At 56.1% G+C, this 17,714-nt stretch carries 13 protein-coding genes and 1 pseudogene; 3 read left to right on the forward strand and 11 right to left on the reverse strand.

Annotation, left to right across the window (positions count from 1 at the left end):
* The first annotated feature begins 287 nt into the window (after nt 1-287).
* Nucleotides 288-1,367, forward strand: a complete 1,080-nt coding sequence (gene ompK35, locus PGR23_RS08520) for a porin OmpK35 (protein WP_213797511.1) — start codon at nt 288-290, stop codon at nt 1,365-1,367.
* 186 nt (nt 1,368-1,553) lie between these two features.
* The gene (locus tag PGR23_RS08525) at nt 1,554-2,744 is read left to right on the forward strand and encodes an amino acid aminotransferase (RefSeq protein ID WP_045395708.1); all 1,191 of its coding nucleotides are present in this window, start codon (nt 1,554-1,556) and stop codon (nt 2,742-2,744) included.
* Between the two features lie 67 nt (nt 2,745-2,811).
* On the opposite strand, the gene PGR23_RS08530 is transcribed toward PGR23_RS08525, so the two are convergent.
* The 7 genes and pseudogenes from PGR23_RS08530 to cmoM form a co-directional block, all read right to left on the reverse strand.
* Complete coding sequence (locus tag PGR23_RS08530; RefSeq protein ID WP_430915620.1) at nt 2,812-3,459, reverse strand: MBL fold metallo-hydrolase; 648 nt, start codon at nt 3,457-3,459, stop codon at nt 2,812-2,814.
* 13 nt (nt 3,460-3,472) lie between these two features.
* Nucleotides 3,473-4,024 carry a YcbK family protein gene (locus PGR23_RS08535; RefSeq protein WP_015367456.1) on the reverse strand — a complete coding sequence of 184 codons (552 nt, stop codon included), beginning with the start codon at nt 4,022-4,024 and terminating at the stop codon, nt 3,473-3,475.
* 302 nt (nt 4,025-4,326) lie between these two features.
* Entirely contained in the window at nt 4,327-6,123 is a 1,797-nt protein-coding gene (ldtD, locus tag PGR23_RS08540) for a L,D-transpeptidase (protein WP_063447559.1), read from the reverse strand.
* A 184-nt stretch (nt 6,124-6,307) separates the two neighbouring features.
* On the reverse strand, nt 6,308-10,756 hold the full coding sequence (mukB, locus tag PGR23_RS08545; protein WP_047045610.1) for a chromosome partition protein MukB: 4,449 nt from the start codon (nt 10,754-10,756) through the stop codon (nt 6,308-6,310).
* Entirely contained in the window at nt 10,756-11,460 is a 705-nt protein-coding gene (gene mukE, locus PGR23_RS08550; protein ID WP_015367459.1) for a chromosome partition protein MukE, read from the reverse strand. Before mukE ends, mukB begins: the two co-directional genes overlap by 1 nt.
* Nucleotides 11,441-12,763, reverse strand: coding sequence for a chromosome partition protein MukF (mukF, locus tag PGR23_RS08555; RefSeq protein WP_015367460.1), 1,323 nt, complete (start codon nt 12,761-12,763; stop codon nt 11,441-11,443). Before mukF ends, mukE begins: the two co-directional genes overlap by 20 nt.
* Nucleotides 12,760-13,564, reverse strand: a pseudogene (cmoM, locus tag PGR23_RS08560) (tRNA uridine 5-oxyacetic acid(34) methyltransferase CmoM). The gene mukF and the pseudogene cmoM overlap by 4 nt, the downstream one beginning before the upstream one ends.
* Before the next feature lie 121 nt (nt 13,565-13,685).
* On the opposite strand from cmoM, the gene elyC reads away from it, so the two are divergent.
* Nucleotides 13,686-14,465 carry an envelope biogenesis factor ElyC gene (gene elyC / locus PGR23_RS08565; protein WP_396279797.1) on the forward strand — a complete coding sequence of 260 codons (780 nt, stop codon included), beginning with the start codon at nt 13,686-13,688 and terminating at the stop codon, nt 14,463-14,465.
* Here the strand turns inward: elyC and PGR23_RS08570 are convergent.
* The 4 genes from PGR23_RS08570 to PGR23_RS08585 form a co-directional block, all read right to left on the reverse strand.
* A complete protein-coding gene (locus PGR23_RS08570; RefSeq protein ID WP_396280110.1) occupies nt 14,442-15,335 on the reverse strand; it encodes a YcbJ family phosphotransferase in 894 nt (297 codons plus the stop codon). The two genes, elyC and PGR23_RS08570, sit on opposite strands and share 24 nt — an antisense overlap.
* Nucleotides 15,336-15,465: 130 nt before the next feature.
* Nucleotides 15,466-16,212, reverse strand: a complete 747-nt coding sequence (gene kdsB / locus PGR23_RS08575; protein ID WP_045395726.1) for a 3-deoxy-manno-octulosonate cytidylyltransferase — start codon at nt 16,210-16,212, stop codon at nt 15,466-15,468.
* A complete protein-coding gene (gene ycaR, locus PGR23_RS08580; RefSeq protein ID WP_042892909.1) occupies nt 16,209-16,391 on the reverse strand; it encodes a protein YcaR in 183 nt (60 codons plus the stop codon). The genes kdsB and ycaR overlap by 4 nt, the downstream gene beginning before the upstream one ends.
* Nucleotides 16,392-16,453: 62 nt before the next feature.
* Nucleotides 16,454-17,683 carry a winged helix-turn-helix domain-containing protein gene (locus tag PGR23_RS08585; protein ID WP_047077865.1) on the reverse strand — a complete coding sequence of 410 codons (1,230 nt, stop codon included), beginning with the start codon at nt 17,681-17,683 and terminating at the stop codon, nt 16,454-16,456.
* Nucleotides 17,684-17,714: the final 31 nt, after the last annotated feature.

The raw sequence follows: 17,714 nt of genomic DNA on the forward strand, positions 1-17,714 counted from the left end.
TAATTCATATAGATATATATAAGAAGGTGACAATCTTCGCAAAGTGGAACGGAATTTTGATTGAGTTCACAAAGTTCCCAAAAATAAATATTTGGTTACATGTTTTTTCTTTTTGTTACTACTTTACGATATTGGTAGCATTTTCCGGCTAGCGAAACGACACTACCGATGGAAAGATGCCTTCAGACACCAAACTATCTTCAATAGTTCTGTAAATTTTCATTGACGGAATTTATTGGCGGCGGTGGCAAGTGTCATATAAAAAATATTAATGAGGGTAATAAATAATGATGAAGCGCAATATTCTGGCAGTGGTGATCCCTGCCCTGCTGGTAGCCGGTGCGGCCAACGCTGCGGAAATCTATAACAAAAATGGTAACAAGCTGGATTTCTACGGAAAAATGGTTGGCGAACATGTCTGGACCACCAATGGTGACACCAGCAGCGACGACACCACCTATGCCCGTATCGGCCTGAAAGGCGAAACCCAAATCAACGACCAGTTGATCGGTTACGGCCAGTGGGAATACAACATGGATGCGTCCAACGTTGAAGGTTCCCAGACCACCAAAACCCGTCTGGCCTTCGCCGGTCTGAAAGCGGGCGAATATGGTTCATTCGACTATGGCCGTAACTACGGTGCCATCTACGACGTCGAATCCGCAACCGATATGCTGGTTGAGTGGGGCGGCGACGGCTGGAACTACACCGATAACTACATGACCGGCCGTACTAACGGCGTGGCCACCTACCGTAACTCAGACTTCTTCGGTCTGGTTGACGGTCTGAGCTTCGCGCTGCAGTACCAGGGTAAAAACGATCACGACCGTGTGATTCGTAAACAGAACGGCGACGGCTTCAGCACCGCGGCAACCTACGCGTTTGATAACGGTATCGCGCTGTCCGCAGGTTACGCTAACTCCAACCGTAGCGTTGACCAGAAGCGCGACGGCAACGGTAACAAAGCTGAAGCATGGGCAACCTCTGCTAAGTACGATGCTAACAACATCTACGCCGCTGTTATGTACTCCCAGACTTACAACATGACCCCGGAAGAAGATAACTACTTCGCGGGCAAAACTCAGAACTTCGAAGCTGTGGTTCAGTATCAGTTCGATTTCGGTCTGCGTCCGTCCCTCGGCTACGTGCAGACTAAAGGTAAAAATCTGCAGGCTCGCGGCGGCTTCGGCGGCGGCGATGCGGACCTGGTTAAATACGTAGAACTGGGTACCTGGTACTACTTCAACAAAAACATGAACGTGTACGCGGCGTACAAGTTCAACCAACTGGACGACAATTCCTATACTCGTGAAGCAGGCGTTGCCACCGACGACCAGGCTGCGGTTGGTATCGTTTACCAGTTCTAATCTGTAGTACACCCCTTCGTGATATGCCTAAAAAGCAGGACTTCGGTCCTGCTTTTCTGCGTTACTAAGACGAAGATCGTAACTTGCAAAAACCTTCTCGCTTTTTGTCGCAAACGGTTGGCAATTTGTAAATCTACCGTTACCCTGATAGCGGATTTCCCTCAGTAATCACAATGGAACCTCGTCATGTTTGAGAACATTACAGCCGCCCCTGCCGACCCTATTCTGGGCCTGGCCGATCTGTTTCGTGCCGATGACCGCCCAGGCAAAATTAACCTCGGAATTGGTGTTTACAAAGATGAGACAGGTAAAACGCCTGTTCTGACCAGCGTAAAAAAAGCCGAGCAATATCTTCTGGAAAATGAAACCACCAAAAACTACCTCGGTATTGATGGTATTCCGGAGTTTGGTCGTTGCACTCAGGAGCTGCTGTTCGGTAAAGGAAGCGCAATTATCAGCGATAAGCGCGCCCGTACCGCCCAAACCCCAGGCGGCACCGGCGGCCTGCGCGTAGCGGCTGATTTCCTTGCCAAAAACACCGACGTTAAACGGGTATGGGTAAGCAACCCAAGCTGGCCGAACCATAAAAGCGTTTTTGGCGCTGCCGGGCTGGAAGTGCGTGAATACGCTTACTACGATGCCGCCAACCACCAGCTTGATTTCGACGGTCTGCTGGCCAGCCTGAACGAAGCGCAGGCGGGTGACGTTGTGCTGTTCCACGGCTGCTGCCACAACCCAACCGGCATCGATCCAACGCTGGAACAGTGGCAACAGCTGGCGCAAATGTCCGCCGAAAAAGGCTGGCTGCCGCTGTTTGACTTCGCCTACCAGGGCTTCGCCCGCGGTCTGGAAGAAGACGCTGAAGGCCTGCGCGCGTTTGCCGCGCTGCATAAAGAGCTACTGGTCGCCAGCTCTTACTCGAAAAACTTCGGCCTGTATAACGAGCGCGTTGGCGCCTGTACGCTGGTTGCCGCCGATCAGGACACCGTCGATCGCGCGTTCAGCCAGATGAAAGCGGTTATCCGCGCCAACTACTCAAACCCGCCGGCGCACGGCGCCTCGGTGGTGGCGACGATTCTCAGCAACGACGCGCTGCGCGCCATCTGGGAACAAGAACTCACCGATATGCGCCAGCGTATTCAGCGCATGCGCTTACTGTTTGTGAATACTCTGCAGGAAAAAGGCGCCAGCCGCGACTTTACCTTTATCACCAAACAGAATGGGATGTTCTCATTTAGCGGCCTGACCAAAGAGCAGGTACTGCGTCTGCGTGAAGAGTTCGCTATTTATGCGGTCGCGTCCGGGCGTATCAACGTTGCCGGCATGACGCCTGATAACATGGCGCCGCTGTGCGAAGCCATCGTCGCGGTGCTGTAATTCTCAGCCCTGACGCATAAGAAAAAGGCCGCAAACGCGGCCTTTTTTACTTCCTTGAGGTCAGGCATTACCAGACCGGCATTTCATCCTGCAGGAACGGATTATGCAGGCGCTCATATCCCAGCGTCGATAACGGACCATGACCGGGGATAAACGTCACGTCGTCGCCCAAAGGCAACAGTTTATGTTTAATCGCATCAATCAACTGGCCGTGGTCGCCTCGCGGGAAGTCGCTGCGTCCTACTCCGCCTTTGAAAATCACATCGCCGGAAATCAGCAGACGCGAGGCATCGTCAAAGAAAACCACGTGCCCCGGCGTATGGCCAGGACAGTGCAATACCTGCAAAGCGATATTGCCGACGGTTACCACATCCCCTTCATTCAGCCAGCGGTCCGGCTGCAAAGGCTGACATTCATCCAGCCCGAACATGCGGCTTTGCGCCGGCAATCCTTCCAGCCAGAACTCATCTTCTTTTTCCGGTCCAATAATTGGCACACCGTAATGTTGCGCCAGCTCGGCTGCCGCGCCGACGTGATCCAGGTGACCATGCGTCAACAGGATCTGCATCAGGCTGACGCCTGCCGCCGCGACTTCTTCCTTGATGCGCTCGGCATCGCCGCCAGGATCGACCAGAGCGGCAAGCCGGGTTTGTTCACACCAAATTAAAGAACAGTTCTGGGCGAACGCCGTGACCGGAATAATACGATAGTTCATGATGCTCCTTTCGTTACCAGTGCCGTACCGGACCGGTATCAATATGCACAAAGTTGCTACGTGGGTAGTATCCTACACCACCTGAGCGCATAGATAACGCCGCTTTGCGAATATTGCTTAAGGCAACGCCTTCAATGTGGAAATCCATCGCCTGGCCTTTGGTGTGATAGCTATGTTTCGCTACACCACGGCTTCGTGCGCGAAGTTCATCGTTGGTATCGACGGAGCGATAACCGGAGATGAGCTGGACAGGCTTATTGGTGCCGAGTAGTCCCTGTAGGCGATAAAGCTGATCGAATAATCCTGGGTCAATAGACTTAATTTTATTCGCGCGGAAATCACGGAAAAAATGGTTAAGTCTTGCTAATTCATCCTGAATATAGCCTCTACCATCGAAAAACTCCGCCTTGAGTGATTCACCGGTGTGCAGGTTATTCAGCGTCAAAATACGCGGTCGGGGGGTCGAGAGGGTGGCAAATGCCGGCGCAGGGAGAATGGCGGCAGCACCGAGGGCAGCGCCACCCAACGCCAGCAATCTGCGGCGATTAGCGTCAAATTTGTCCATGATAATCAGGTCTACAGGTAAATGAATCGTAATATACTATTCCGCTACAACGTATTTGGCTGACGACGCGCTAACGCTCCCTTACCGCTAATAAAGCTCAGCAGGAGAGCGTTTTCGTTCTGACCGCCGCAATACATTTTTGCGGATTATATGTATATGCACTTCTGGCGCACGAAAGGCACCTTACCGGGCATTATTGCCAACGTCAAGGCAGCCTCACCCCAGGAAATACGGGCCTTGTAGACGACCATGGCCCGATTTCGTTCAGTGCTAGGACAACATTTTTCGCAGAACTACTTCATTTACCTGATTAATTGTTCCGCTTTTGGCAGAATTTGTGCGCTGGATCGCGCGGTGAGATCGTAATTGTAAATATCTGTTCGATATTGTGTACGTCCATCAGCGCCAACAAAGGCAGTCAAATAATATAAATTAACCGGAATATTTTGCCGAATATTGACGTAGCGCGTATCCCCTTGTTTCAGCGCGTCGGAAATGCGTGAATCATTCCAGCCCGCATCCTGCAATAGCATATTCGCCAGTTCAGATGCTTTATTGACGCGAACGCAGCCCGAGCTCAACGCGCGAACATCTTTCTGGAACAGATTGTGGTTCGGCGTATCGTGGAGATAAATAGCATCCGAGCTTGGCATATTGAACTTATACCGCCCCAGCGAGTTGCGCGCGCCCGGCGCCTGCTGGAAACGGAACGGTAGATTCTTCTCGGTGATGGTAGACCAATCGACACCATACGGATCGATAGCTTCTTTGCTGTTCCAGCCGCGCATCAACGTATAACCATGCTGCTCCAGATAGCCTGGATTGTTGCGCACCTTCGGCAGGATATCTTTGCGCGCCAGCGTCGGCGGCACGTTCCACGGCGGGTTGACCACCACGTTGTTCAACGCGCTGCTCATCATCGGCGTTTTACGATCCGGACGACCGACAATGACCCGCGATGCCAGCACCTGACTGCCGTCCTGATAGTAGACCAGCGAGAACGCCGGAATATTGACCATGATACCGGTGGACAATTTACTCGGTAGCAAACGCAGACGCTGGATATTCAGCGCCAGCACCCCGGCACGCTGCGCCGAAGAGACGTTCAGCCAGTCACGGGTAGACTGGCCGATGACGCCGTCAGCGCCCAGCCCCTGCCAGGCCTGAAAGCGTTTAACGCCCTCGACCAGTTGGCGATCGTACACGCCACGCGCGGCAGGTTTTGTTTTCGATTTCGGTTTCGCCGATGGGCTTACCACATCGCCCGGGAGGGCGATTTTCGCCGAATCATCCAGCATGCCGGTACGCTGCAGGATTTCACGCAGCGCGCCAATATCGTTGCTCCACTCTCCCGGACGTAGCGAGGCGTTGCTGGTCAGCTGCGGCCACGGACGATTATCCGCCACCAGCGTCAGCAGCGCCTGATGCATTGCTTCATATTGTGAATGTTGCGGCGCCAGTCCGGCAATAAATTGCGCTAACGAACCGTTATCCAGCGCCAGCTGCCACTGGTTGATGACCGAGAGCGGCGGCGTCGTCATTTTGTAAGGTGTTGAGCCGTACAGCCAACGGTTCCCCTGCATCGGAATACCGCTAATAAAATGCAGATACCCCATCATGGCGTCGGAGAGCACGACATCGCGGGCCAGGCCGCTGACTGACGGATCAGTCAGTAGGCTCACCCAGGTGGTGAACTGCGGCTGGAAGCCAGCGATAGCGACCTCCGCCAGCTGCTGCTGGAAGGCCTGTACCGCTTCGCGGTTCTCCCACATGGGTTTCATGTCGCGGGCAGCGTACAGCGCTACCAGAGGATTGATATAAACCGGATGATAACCAGACGGCAGTAAGGCCTCGATTTCAGCACGGCTTTTCGCCACCGCATCCGCTGCCAGCGGCTTCTCGCCGGCCATTTGCGCGACCGCAGCGGACTGGCCGTCGCTTTGGGCTAATGCCGACGACAGATCGCCCACCGTCGCGGAACTATCTGTGGGTATAACTTCAGGCTCTGCGGCCTGGACATTGAACAGCGGAGCAAATGCAAAAGCCAGGCTCAAGCTGAGCACCGACAATTGTCGACCATACCGTTTCTTTAGCAACATCCCTTGCCCCCTGTTAACACATTGCTGCCCGCCTAATGGGGCTTATTCTCAGTATATAAAGGCGAAAACGCTTTTGCCTTACCAAATGTAAAGAAGTTTAAAGACTATACCTTGTTAGCGTACTGTACAGAAAAACAAAAAGGGCGACAAATTGTCACCCTTTTTCCTATTAATCGACACCCTTTCAGGAGGCGTCAGCGGTTCCAGGCAGCGCTTCCGGCACCGGCGCGGCAAAACCGCGCAGGCCGACAACGTGTACGTGTTCGTGATTATTAAACACTTTACGCACCAGTTTATAAGTTGTGCCTTTTTCCGGGCTGATATTTTCAGGCGCCGCGATAATCAACTGCATCTCCAGACGTTCGCACAGTTCGAACAGCGTGGCGATAGAGCGAGCATCAAGACGCGCTGCTTCATCGAGGAACAGCAGACGGCAAGGCGAGATATCCTTACCACGCAGACGACGGGATTCATCTTCCCAGCTCTGCACCACCATCACCAGAATCGACATCCCGGTACCGATCGCTTCACCGGTCGACAGCGCGCCGGACTCCGCGCGCAGCCAGCCGTCGGAACCACGGTTAACTTCCACTTCCATCTCCAGATAGTTGCGGTAGTCGAGCAGCTCCTCGCCGATGGTTTGCGGCGTACGTTGCCCCATATCAATCTGCGGATTCAGGCGCTGATACAGTTTCGCCAGCGCTTCCGAGAAGGTCAGGCGATTACTGTTAAACAGATCCTGATGCTGCTCATGCTGTTCGGAGAGGACATCAAGCAGCGTCGAGTGGGTTTCGCGCACGTTGACGTTCAGACGCACGCTGTTGACCTGACCAAACGATACGCTCTGCAGCCCCTGGTTGAGCATGCGAATACGGTTCTGCTCACGCTGAATGGTCTTGCGAATGATATTCGCCACGCTGCGTGAGCTGATCGCCAGCTTCTGCTCGCGGTTGGTCAGCTCTTCGGTCAGACGACTGAGCTCGATTTCCATCTGCTCGATCGCTTCTACCGGATCATCGGTGCGAATAATATCCTGGCGGATACGCTCGCGCAGATGCTGATAAACGGCAACGAAGAACTGAATTTTGCGCTCCGGACGTTTCGGATCTTCCGAAATACGCAGGACGTCGCGCAGGTGCTCGTTATCAGCGACCGCCAGACGCAGCGCGCCCAGCGCCTTATCCGACATCGAACGCAGTTCGTCGGCGGAGAGATAGGCCAGCTCGCGGCGGTGCAGACGACGTTCCACGCCGTTGTCTTTCACCAGACGCATCACCGCGCACCAGCCCGCTTTAGCGCTCACCACCTGCTCGCGCATTTCGCAGTAATCGCGCTCCAGCTTGCGCAGTTTGCGGGTCAGGTTGTCCATCTCCGCTTCGCAGAAGGTCAACGCTTTCTCCAGCTGATTACGGCGGGAGCGGTTGTTGCTCAGCTGCATATGCAGCTCATCACGACGCGCGCGCGCGCGCTCTTCCGCGCCGGCATCGGCACGCACGCCGATATCCTGCAGCTCTTTATACAGATCGTTGAGCAGCTCTTTCTTGGTGTCATACGAACTTTTCAGCGACGCCAGCACCTGGTTGTACTGGTTCAACTGCGCAACGTGGCTACGCATCGCTTCGCGAGCGCGGCTACGCTCGGATTCAGCTTGTTGCAGGCGCTGGCGCAGCTTCTCGTTAAGATCGCTGTTGCCGCTGAGCATCTCCGCCGAGTCAGAGTAGCTGAAGTGGGCGCGGCGCTGCACGACTTCCGCCAGCGCGAAAGCCTGCTGGCGCGCATCGCGCTGGATTTGCTGCGAATAGGCGTAGTCTTCTTTCAGCTGTTCGAACTGTTCCGGATCGCTCTGCAGTACCGAGACAATCGGTTCCAGTTTCGCCAGCTGATTGCCATGCTGCTGGATAAAGCGCGCCGCTTCCTGCGCTTCATCCAGACGCTCCTGGATTTCATCTACGCGATCGGCCAGCGTCTCATCGGCCAGCAGATTCAGGCGCGGCAGCAGGCGGTTAAGCGCCGACACGCCCTCTTTCGCCTGCTCATACTGGACGCGGTTCTGCTGGTTATCGCTTTCATGCGCATTCAGCGCGCGCTCCAGTTCGCCGCGGCGGCTATTGAGTTTGCGGATCTCTTCTTCCGGATCGTCATCAAAGGCAACCGCCAGATGGCTACCGATGAAGCGGCTGAAGGCCTGATGCAGGCGCTGCGTTTTCTGCACGTCAAACGACAGCGTAGCAAAACGCTCGGAGAGGCTTTCACGCTCGGCGTGCAGCGTTTCGATGCGGTTTTCACGCGCGGCGCGGCCAAACAGCGGCAGCGTCGGGAAGCGCGAATAGCGCCACTGGCGGTCGGCAATTTTCACGACCACCGCTTTTTCCAGCTCATCGACGCTGAAAACGCTGTCATCGAAGGACTGCGGATCGCCTTCGATCAGATACAGGTCTTCCGGGCAATCTTCCAGCCCTTCGAGCTGCTCCGCCACCTGCGACAGATCCGGAACCACGATCGCATGGCGCGATGGGCCATACAGCGCGGAGAAGTACGGGGCATCTTCGAGGCTAACGTCGTCGTAGATTTCCGACAACAGCACGCCGCCAAAGCGCTCCGCCAGCGCGTTCAGACGCGGGTCTTCAGAACCGCCCGGCTGGCTGAGACGCTCGATTTCTTCGTCGATGGCGCGCTTGCGGGCGCCGACTTCATCGCGCTCAACGATTGCTTCGCGCTCGCGCTCCAGCAGCTGCTGCAGGTACTCGGTGACGTCCTGGCTTGATTCAAACTGCTCGCCGCTCTGCTCGCACAGCTGGTTGAGGCTGTTTTGCGCCGCCAGCCAAATCGGCGCCCGGCGCATCAACGTCTGGGTACGCGACTGCAGCTGTTCCAGCTCCTGACGCAGAGCCATGCGCTGTTCCTGAGCGTTAGAAACGCTATCGGCCAATGACGCGATGCGCGCTTCCAGCTCCTGATGCAGCGTTTCCAAATCGTCGATATCGTAGCGTTTGCCCTGGCGCTTACAGAACTCGGCCAGCTGGCGCTCGGCGTCCTGTTGTTCACGCAGGCGCTGCTCCAGCTCATTGAGACGGCTACGCAACCCATGAGCCTGCTCCGCCAGATGACGCTGGTTGACGCCATCGCGTAGTAATTCACGCGCCACATCCCAGGCTTCATTACGCGCCAGCGGGCCGTTGATCGCCGCAACCAGCTGATACGCTTGTTCAAACTGGCTGTGCGCGGTTTGCGCCACGCTCATTTTTTGTTCCAGCGACAGCATTTTTTCCGTCGCTTCCAGCTCTTTCGCCTGGAAAGTTTCCAGCCATTCGTCGGCGCTGTCGGCGGTTAAATCCGGCAGGTGACACAGCGCGCGCGCGCGCTCCAGCGCCTGTAGCGCCTGATTGTACTGAATGGCGCGAGTCTGCTGCACGTCGAGCGCCTGCTGGTAATCGGCGAGCTGGCTTTTCAGCTCATCCACTTCCAGTTCGGCGGCCTCGGCGCGGGCTTCGTTCTCTTCCTGCTGGTCTGCGGCTTCCGCCACCACTTCATTTTGCTCTTCCAGACGAATCTGCAGTTCGTCGAGATCCGCTTCGTAGCGCTCGATTTTTTCCTGCTGACGCAGCGCCGTTTGTACCAGGTTCAGGTGATCGCTGGCGGCCTGGTAGTCGGCTTCCAGATCGCCTTCTGCGCCGTTGTGTTCCTGCAGCTCGCGCGCCATATCGACATGTTTGTACTGCTCTGCCGCCAGCTGCGAACGCGAGGTAAAGAGCTCGCGACGGTACTCCAGCGCTTTATCCAGATGGATTCGCCGCTCGTTGGCGTGGCGCATGTAGTCCGCCGCCACGTAGTTGGTGGCTTCGCTGATAAGGTGCTTAAACAGATCGCGATCGGACTGAGTTACGCGAATCGCTTCCAGGGTCATACGGTTTTCACGCAGCGCCGCTTCCATATCCTGGAACGCCTTACGCACGCCGCTGTTTTCCGGCAGCAGGTAATCGCGCAGCGAGCGGGTAATGGTGCTGGAAATCCCGCCGTACAGCGAGGCCTCAATCAGGCGGTAGTATTTGCTACGATCGGATGCTGAACGCAGACGACGGGCCACCACGCCCAAATCAAACATCAGCGAGTGATATTCGGTGATCGAGTTGAACTGTTTGAACTGCACCCCTTCCATCGCGTCGAGCTTGTCTTTCAGCTCGTTGAGGCTCACGACACGCGCCTGGCGCTCGTTGAGCGTTTCGGTCAACAGTTGGGTCGGCTGGATCGAGGTTGGCAATCCCTGGATGGCAAATGGCTTAATATCGACTTTACGATCGCGCCCGGCAACCTGCTGCAGACGTACACCGACAACCACGCGCTGGTGGCGCGAGTTGATCACGTCGAGCACCGAGTAACAGACGCCGGCACGCAGTTTACCGTGCAGGCCTTTATCGCGCGAACCGCTGGTGGCGCCCGCTTCAGTGGTGTTACGGAAGTGCAGCAGGGTTAAATCGGGGATCAGCGCCGTGACGAAAGCCGCCATGGTTGTCGATTTACCGGCGCCGTTACCCCCGGAGAGCGTCGTTACCAGCTCATCAAGATCGAAGGTCCGGGCAAAAAAACCGTTCCAGTTAACCAGCGTCAGCGAGCGAAACTTACCGCGTTCAATCATTATTCTTCCTCCCCGCTATCCGGCTGATTCTCTTCATTCTCGTCATTGAGCTGCAGGTGATTCTCCAGCGCCATTGCTTCGCCGTCGCGGATCATGCGCAGCTGCGCTTCGCGCGGATCGTCGCCGACGCGCACGTCAGCGCCAAAGCGGAACACCGATTCGGTGATGCGGAATTTACTGCTGTCGTGGCCCATAAACCACACCATGCCGAGGCGACGCAGGCGGTTGAGGGACGCGCGCATTTTTTCCTGCAGCTTCTGGCGGTCGAGGTCGGAACCGGTGGAACGGTTGTTCACCAGCTTCAGTAATTTACTTTCATCCGCCAGCGTCAGGAGTTCATCGTAGAGCTCCTGCTGGGTGAAGATGCCTTCATTAGCCAGACGTTCGGGGCTGAGGTAGAGGTAGCAAAGAATTTTGCCGACCATCATATCCAGCTCTGATAATACCGAGCGCGGAATCAACGTCGTAGAGCGCGGGCGCAGGTAGAAGAACCCCTCCGGCGCGCGGATCAGCTCAACGTTGTAGCGCGCATAAAACTCTTCCAGGTAATCCTGAAAATCCATCAAAAATGCGTGATTATCCAGCTCATCCAGGCCAATGTGACGACCTGCGCGCAGGGCGCTATCCAGCGCCGGAAATAACGGATTGGCCAACGCCTGCGCCAGCTTAGCTGGCATCACTTGTTCAATATTTGTCAATGACATGCGCCTGTACCTTGGCTCCGTAATCATTAATCGGCTGCCATTTTGCCGGCAGTCCGGTGAAATCTGCCTGGGCGACGCCCAGCTGTACCGCCTGGTCAACGACGATTCGCGCGACGTCAAAATGGCGCGCACGCGGATATTGCGCCAGGAACTCTCGCGCCACCAGGCCGAGATCCAGCGGCATACCTTTCTCTTTGTAGACCGCCAGCTGCGCTTCAATCAGCGCGGCCAGCTGCTCGCGAATTTCGTTGAACTCTTCGAATTCGAGGTCTGCCGGCAGCTCGCCGGTGACTTCTTCATCGCGCAGCGCCATCTCTTCATCGCGCATATCCAGCAAGCGATCGGCGCTGGCGTAGGTCAGCGCCCACGGAGCATCGAAGTAGGTCTGCACCGACTGACGCAAACGCTGGGCGAAAACGCGGTTTTTATCCATATCGATGGCGGTACGGATAAATTTATGTACGTGACGATCGTAACCGATCCACAGGTCGATAGCCTGTTGGCCCCAGCTGACGATACGGTCGAGCTTGCTTTGCAGGTCGAACACCAGACGGTCGACAAAATGCAGATCGTCGCGCGCGATGGTAGCGTCCTGGATACGCAACAGGTTGGCCTGCAGCTTATCGCCCGCCGCATCCAGGGTATCCTGCAATTCGCGCAGGGTGCCGGAGGTTTCGGACAGCAGCAGTTCGCAGCTAGAAATCGCCGCGCGCCAGTCTTTGTTCAGCAGTTGGGCGATATCGTCTTTCACCTGCTGCTGCTGCTCATCCATGATGCGTTGAGTCAGATCGATACTATCGAAGATTTCCGCCACCGAATATTTCAGCGGCGCAAAAACGTTGCGATGCCAGTGGAATTCATCGCCACCCTCATCCGCGGAATCTGCAGCCCGCTTCAGTTCGCCGGCCACAATCGACAGCTGCATCGACAAACGCAGGGTGGAAAATTCACGCTGGCGAATGTAGTAATCGGTAATGCCGATACCTAACGGCGTCAGGCGATAGATAGCATTCCCTTCCGTTATTTCGCTGGTAAAGCGGTTCAGCAGACGCTGGCGCACCATATCGTTGATGGCGTTATTGGCGCGCTGGCTGATGGTTTCGCTGGTCTGCTCAAACGCATCACTAACGTGGCGGAACGCGTCCACCAGTTCTCCCTCGGTCATTTCCCCTTCCAGCCGCTCGCCGTTCAGCGTGGCGACAGCCAGCAGAAAAGAGAGTCTGTCGACCGGCAGCGAGATGGAAAAATCATTTTTCCTGGCCCAGGCAACCAGTTCGGGGACTGTCTGGGAAAATTCACTCATAGTTTATCCTTGCATCTGCGGCTGTGCGCCTGGATCTTTCTTAAGCGCAGTGACATGAATATAGCGGCCCAGGCTGATATACGGCTCCTGACGACAGTAGCGCGTTTCCAGCTCCAGCAGCACCGCAAAACTGTCATGCTGTTTACGTTTCTCACGCAGATAATCATGAAACACCCGCACGCCGGTTTTACCGGTTATCTGCCAACCGAGATCTTCCAGCCAGCCGTAAACCTGCTGCGGATCGCGCGGATAATCCGGCGACAGCGTGCGTTTTTTCTTTTTCGGCATGCCGATTTGTACGTAGTCGAAGTTTCCGGCGACCATATTGTGCATCAGCAGGCCGTTAGCATTGTAGAACATTAACGACAGCGCGCCGCCCGGGCGCAACACCGACCACAGCGTGCGCAACATTTCCTGCGGTTCCGCGACCCACTCAAGCACCGCATGAAACAGTATCAGATCGACGGGGCTTTCCAAATGCTGAGCAATATCCTGCGCCGCGCATTGTACAAAATGCATGTTGTCGATCACACCTTTATCGCGGGCGGCCTGCTGAGCGCGAGCCACCATTTCGGCGGAAAGATCGCATAGCGTGACGTGATGGCCTAATTCCGCGACGCGGATCGCCGTTTGCCCTTCGCCGCCGCCGGCATCAAGCACCCGCAACGGCCCTGGCCCCATCTGCTTAAGCAGCGGTTCCAGATCCTGCCAAAGGATCGCCTGACGCAGTTGGCCCTTGGTGGTGCCATAAATATTGCGCGAAAACTTTTCAGCGATGTCATCAAAATTGCGATCCTGCACGGACGACTCCACAAGCCAACACAAAACCGCTATTTTGTCATACCCACGGCGATAATGAAGCGATCTGTTATAAGATCCACGCAGAACTTTGCTTATATGGTTAAAAAAGGAACCATCCGGGATGCTTTTTACGCTGAAAAAGGTTTTTGGCGGTATGCTGTTGCCGCTTCCTCTGCTGTTATTGCTGATGGCGGTCGGCATCGCCCTGCTGTGGCGCAGCCGTTTTCAAAAAACCGGCAAGACGGTGGTCACCTTAAGCTGGCTGTTGCTGGCGCTATTAAGCCTGCAGCCGGTGGCTGATGGGTTATTAAAACCGATAGAAAAAAGCTACCCGACCTGGCGCGGCGGCAAATCCGTTGAGTATGTCGTGGTGCTGGGTGGCGGCTATACCTGGAACCCGCAGTGGGCGCCTAGCTCCAATCTGATCAACAACAGTCTGCCGCGGCTGGCAGAGGGGATCCGCCTGTGGCGGGAAAACCCTGGCGCGAAAATGATTTTTACCGGCGCGGCGGCCAGGAGTAACCCGGTCAGCACCGCCGAGGCGGGAGCGCGCGTCGCCGAAAGCCTCGGCGTGCCGCGCAGCGCCATTATCGTCCTTGACCGACCAAAAGATACCGAACAGGAAGCGGCTGAAGTCAAAAAAGCCATCGGCGGCGCGCCATTCCTGCTGGTGACCTCCGCCTCGCACCTGCCGCGAGCGATGATATTTTTCCGCCATGCAGGGCTAAATCCGTTACCGGCGCCAGCCAACCAGCTGGCGGTAGAGTCGGCGCTTAACCTCTGGGAGCGCGCGCTGCCGTCACCGTATTGGCTGATGCACAGCGAACGCGCGATTTACGAGACTCTGGGGCGGGGCTGGCAGTGGCTGAAGGGAGCGTCAGGCGATCCAGGGCAGGATTGATTTCGCGGCAAATGAGAAACGGGCGCGATCGAAGCGCCCGGTATTCACCAGGTTTTCGACTTCATCCCATAACTGATATAACCAGCGCCGCCAGACGAAAGACTCCGCGACCGGCGCCCGCTGCAAATAACGCCATAACAGCTGCTCCCCTAACCCGCCGTCGGCGAGGCGGAACAATTCATACTCGCGCGGCGCCCACAGCATCATCCCCGGCCCGACCATCGCCAACAGCTGATCGGTGCGCGCGTCTTTGAGCATGCTACGTAGCGTTAAGCAGCCATGGACCAGCACGCAGTTGTCGTTGAAATCACTAAACAATTGCGGCAGGCTTTCACGACTGCGGAATAAAATGCGCTTATCCTGCATTGTCAGCCCGGTGTCATGATAGAGGTTAAGCGTGCTCCACAGCATTTCTACCCGCTGGCGATACCAGTGCGGCCAGACGTTTTCCTGAGTGCTATCGACCATTCCCACACAGCCGCCGCTGTCGTGGCGGTGCCATGCCAGTAATCCTTCGACAATCTGATCCTGCAGTTGCTCCCACCGCTCGGGCGTGCGCGCCGGCGCTTCTACTGAAACGCCGCGTAACCGTTCAATCAGCAATACGTCAGGCCCTGGATGCTCTTCATGTGTCATGACACCGTACACCACCGGCATACGAACGGTGCCGCTACGGGCAAGCATTGAGATTTTCCACGCCAGCTGGCGCGCCACGCCCGGCGTAGTGAAGCTTTTCGCCAACAGCGGCATCGGGTTTCCCTGCGCATCATACAGCGACCACAGCGCTGACGAGGGTTTCTCGCTAACGCATTCCACGCGGCTTAGCTTCTCGCCAAGCAGGTGGCTCAGTTCGGCTCGCAACTGTTCCATCATAGATACCCTCATGAAGACTACTGTTTTCATAATGAGCGTCTGGGGGCGACTTGTCAGCGGATAAGATCAAAAATGGGCTAATTAGCGGCAGAAATATGTCCCCTCCAGGCGAAGGGGACGGCAAGAATTAACGCAGTTCGGCGCGGACGCGTTCCAGATCTTCCGGGGTATCCACGCCAGTGCCAGGAACCACTTCCGCCACCGCAACGTGAATTTTTTCGCCATACCACAATACGCGCAGCTGTTCGAGCATCTCAATTTGTTCGAGCGGGCTTGGCGCCCAGCTGACGTAGCGGCGAATAAAACCAGCGCGGTAGCCGTAAATACCAATATGGCGCAGCAGGGAATCGCCAATTTGCTCACGCGATTTTGCAAAGCGATCGCGATCCCACGGAATCGTCGCTCGTGAGAAATAGAGCGCGTAGCCGTCGGCATCCATGACCACTTTGACCGCATTCGGGTTAAACGCTTCTTCGGCATCGTGGATAGGCACCGCCAGCGTTGCCATCCCGCTGGTGCTGGCCGCGAGGTTTTCCGCCACCTGGCGCACGATCGCCGACGGGATCATCGGTTCATCACCCTGAATATTGACGATGATGGTGTCATCGCTGAAAGCGCATTTTTCAACGACTTCCGCCAGACGCTCGGTGCCGGATTGATGGTCAGCGCGGGTCATGCAAACCTCGCCGCCCGCGGCTTCAACCGCACGCGCGACATCTTCATGATCGGTGGCGACGATAATGCGATCCGCGCCAGATTCGCGGGCGCGCTCCAGCACGTGGACGATCATCGGTTTACCGTTGATATCCTGCAGAGGTTTCCCCGGCAGACGCGTGGAGGCAAATCGGGCAGGGATAATGACGACGAAACTCATGGCTGGCTCTCTTCTACCGCGAGTGAGCGCGCTTCGTTTTCAAGTAGTACCGGGATCCCTTCGCGCAGCGGGAAGGCCAGACTGTCGGCTTTGCAGATAAGCTCTTGCTTATCCTGACTGTAATACAGCTTACCGTTACAAACCGGGCAGGCGATAATTTCAAGTAAACGGTGATCCATGATTCCTCCTGATGGACCGAATAGATTTATCAGCAGCATATCACAGGATGGTAGCCGGCGTATCACGCGGCTTCAACGCCCCAACCTTGCCGCTGGTTAGCAAATAGCGTCGCGGGTAGCTGGCGCAGCACAACCTCTTCTGCACCTTGCCAGCGCGCAAAATCGTTAATTGCCCGCTGGAGTCCGCTTTCCAGCCCGGCGGTCACTTTCACGCCCTCTTCCAGCCACAGCGAAAAGATCTCAAGCATGCCGTCCTTTCGGTGCAACTTGCTGTCCATCCTGCCAACCAGTTTTCCCTGATGCAGCAACGGTAGCACAAAGTAGCCGTATTGCCGTTTCGGCGCTGGGGTATAACATTCCAGTCGATAGCTGAAGTTGAATAACTGCTCGGCCCGTTTACGGTCCCACACCACCGGGTCAAACGGCGAGAGCACGGCGCTGTGGCTGGCGGTTAACTTACCGCCGGGTGCCGATTCCAGCGCCGCTTGCAGATCGCGATGCAGCCACATTTCCCCCAGTTCTTCAACCATAACCGGCACCACCAGCCCCTCATCCTGCCAGCCCTTCAGCAGTGCCGGTAATGCAGGCTGGCGTAGACGATAATAATCGGCCAGCCACTGCGGACGAAAAACGCCCAGGCTGCGCGCGCTGTTACGCAGCATAATAGACTCGGCCTCCTGGCGGGAGAGCGCGTCGCGCTCGTCATCCCAGTGCGGCATCGCCCGATGGGTTAAATCATAGACGCGATGAAAGTTACGCCGCTCAACGACCATCAGTTTGCCGGCGGTGAACAACCCTTCAAGATGACGTTTATGCGGTTTCCATTCCCACCAGCCGCTGGCTCCTTTACGCGGATGGGAGAAATCCGCTGAGCGAACCGGGCCATTTTGCGCGATATGCGCCAGCAACTCTTCTATGCTGGCGGCGTGTTCGTGCATCCACTCTTTATGGTATTTCCAACCCATCTTGTCAGGATTCAACATCCGGTGGCGCACGAGGGCGAAATCGTTACGCGGCAAAAAACAGGCCTCATGCGCCCAGTACTCCATCAGCTCGCCGCTACGCAGAGAATCATCCAACCAGTGCTGAGGATAACTGCCAAGACGACTAAACAGCACCAGATAAGGGCTACGGGCGACCACGTTGATCGTATCGATTTGCAGCAGCGACATCTGCTGAATAGTGGAAAGGATGTCAGTCTGGCGAGCGCGACGCCGGGGCTTTTTCAGTAGCCCTTGCGCCGCGAGATGAAGATGGCGAGCCTCTTTTAGCGACAATTGCAATACCGACATGCAGGTTCTCCGTAGGGGATTCAAGCACAGC

Origin of the sequence: Klebsiella sp. 141162 (assembly GCF_050600755.1) — a bacterium.
Taxonomy (GTDB): Bacteria; Pseudomonadota; Gammaproteobacteria; order Enterobacterales; family Enterobacteriaceae; genus Klebsiella; species Klebsiella aerogenes.

Coding starts and splice junctions, on each gene's coding strand:
- mukF (WP_015367460.1), bottom strand. CDS start 12,763: ATGAGTGAATTTTCCCAGACAGTCCCCGAACTGGTTGCCTGGGCCAGG.
- PGR23_RS08535 (WP_015367456.1), bottom strand. CDS start 4,024: ATGGACAAATTTGACGCTAATCGCCGCAGATTGCTGGCGTTGGGTGGC.
- ldtD (WP_063447559.1), bottom strand. CDS start 6,123: ATGTTGCTAAAGAAACGGTATGGTCGACAATTGTCGGTGCTCAGCTTG.
- elyC (WP_396279797.1), top strand. CDS start 13,686: ATGCTTTTTACGCTGAAAAAGGTTTTTGGCGGTATGCTGTTGCCGCTT.
- kdsB (WP_045395726.1), bottom strand. CDS start 16,212: ATGAGTTTCGTCGTCATTATCCCTGCCCGATTTGCCTCCACGCGTCTG.
- ycaR (WP_042892909.1), bottom strand. CDS start 16,391: ATGGATCACCGTTTACTTGAAATTATCGCCTGCCCGGTTTGTAACGGT.
- PGR23_RS08525 (WP_045395708.1), top strand. CDS start 1,554: ATGTTTGAGAACATTACAGCCGCCCCTGCCGACCCTATTCTGGGCCTG.
- ompK35 (WP_213797511.1), top strand. CDS start 288: ATGATGAAGCGCAATATTCTGGCAGTGGTGATCCCTGCCCTGCTGGTA.
- PGR23_RS08570 (WP_396280110.1), bottom strand. CDS start 15,335: ATGGAACAGTTGCGAGCCGAACTGAGCCACCTGCTTGGCGAGAAGCTA.
- PGR23_RS08585 (WP_047077865.1), bottom strand. CDS start 17,683: ATGTCGGTATTGCAATTGTCGCTAAAAGAGGCTCGCCATCTTCATCTC.
- mukB (WP_047045610.1), bottom strand. CDS start 10,756: ATGATTGAACGCGGTAAGTTTCGCTCGCTGACGCTGGTTAACTGGAAC.
- PGR23_RS08530 (WP_430915620.1), bottom strand. CDS start 3,459: ATGAACTATCGTATTATTCCGGTCACGGCGTTCGCCCAGAACTGTTCT.
- mukE (WP_015367459.1), bottom strand. CDS start 11,460: ATGTCATTGACAAATATTGAACAAGTGATGCCAGCTAAGCTGGCGCAG.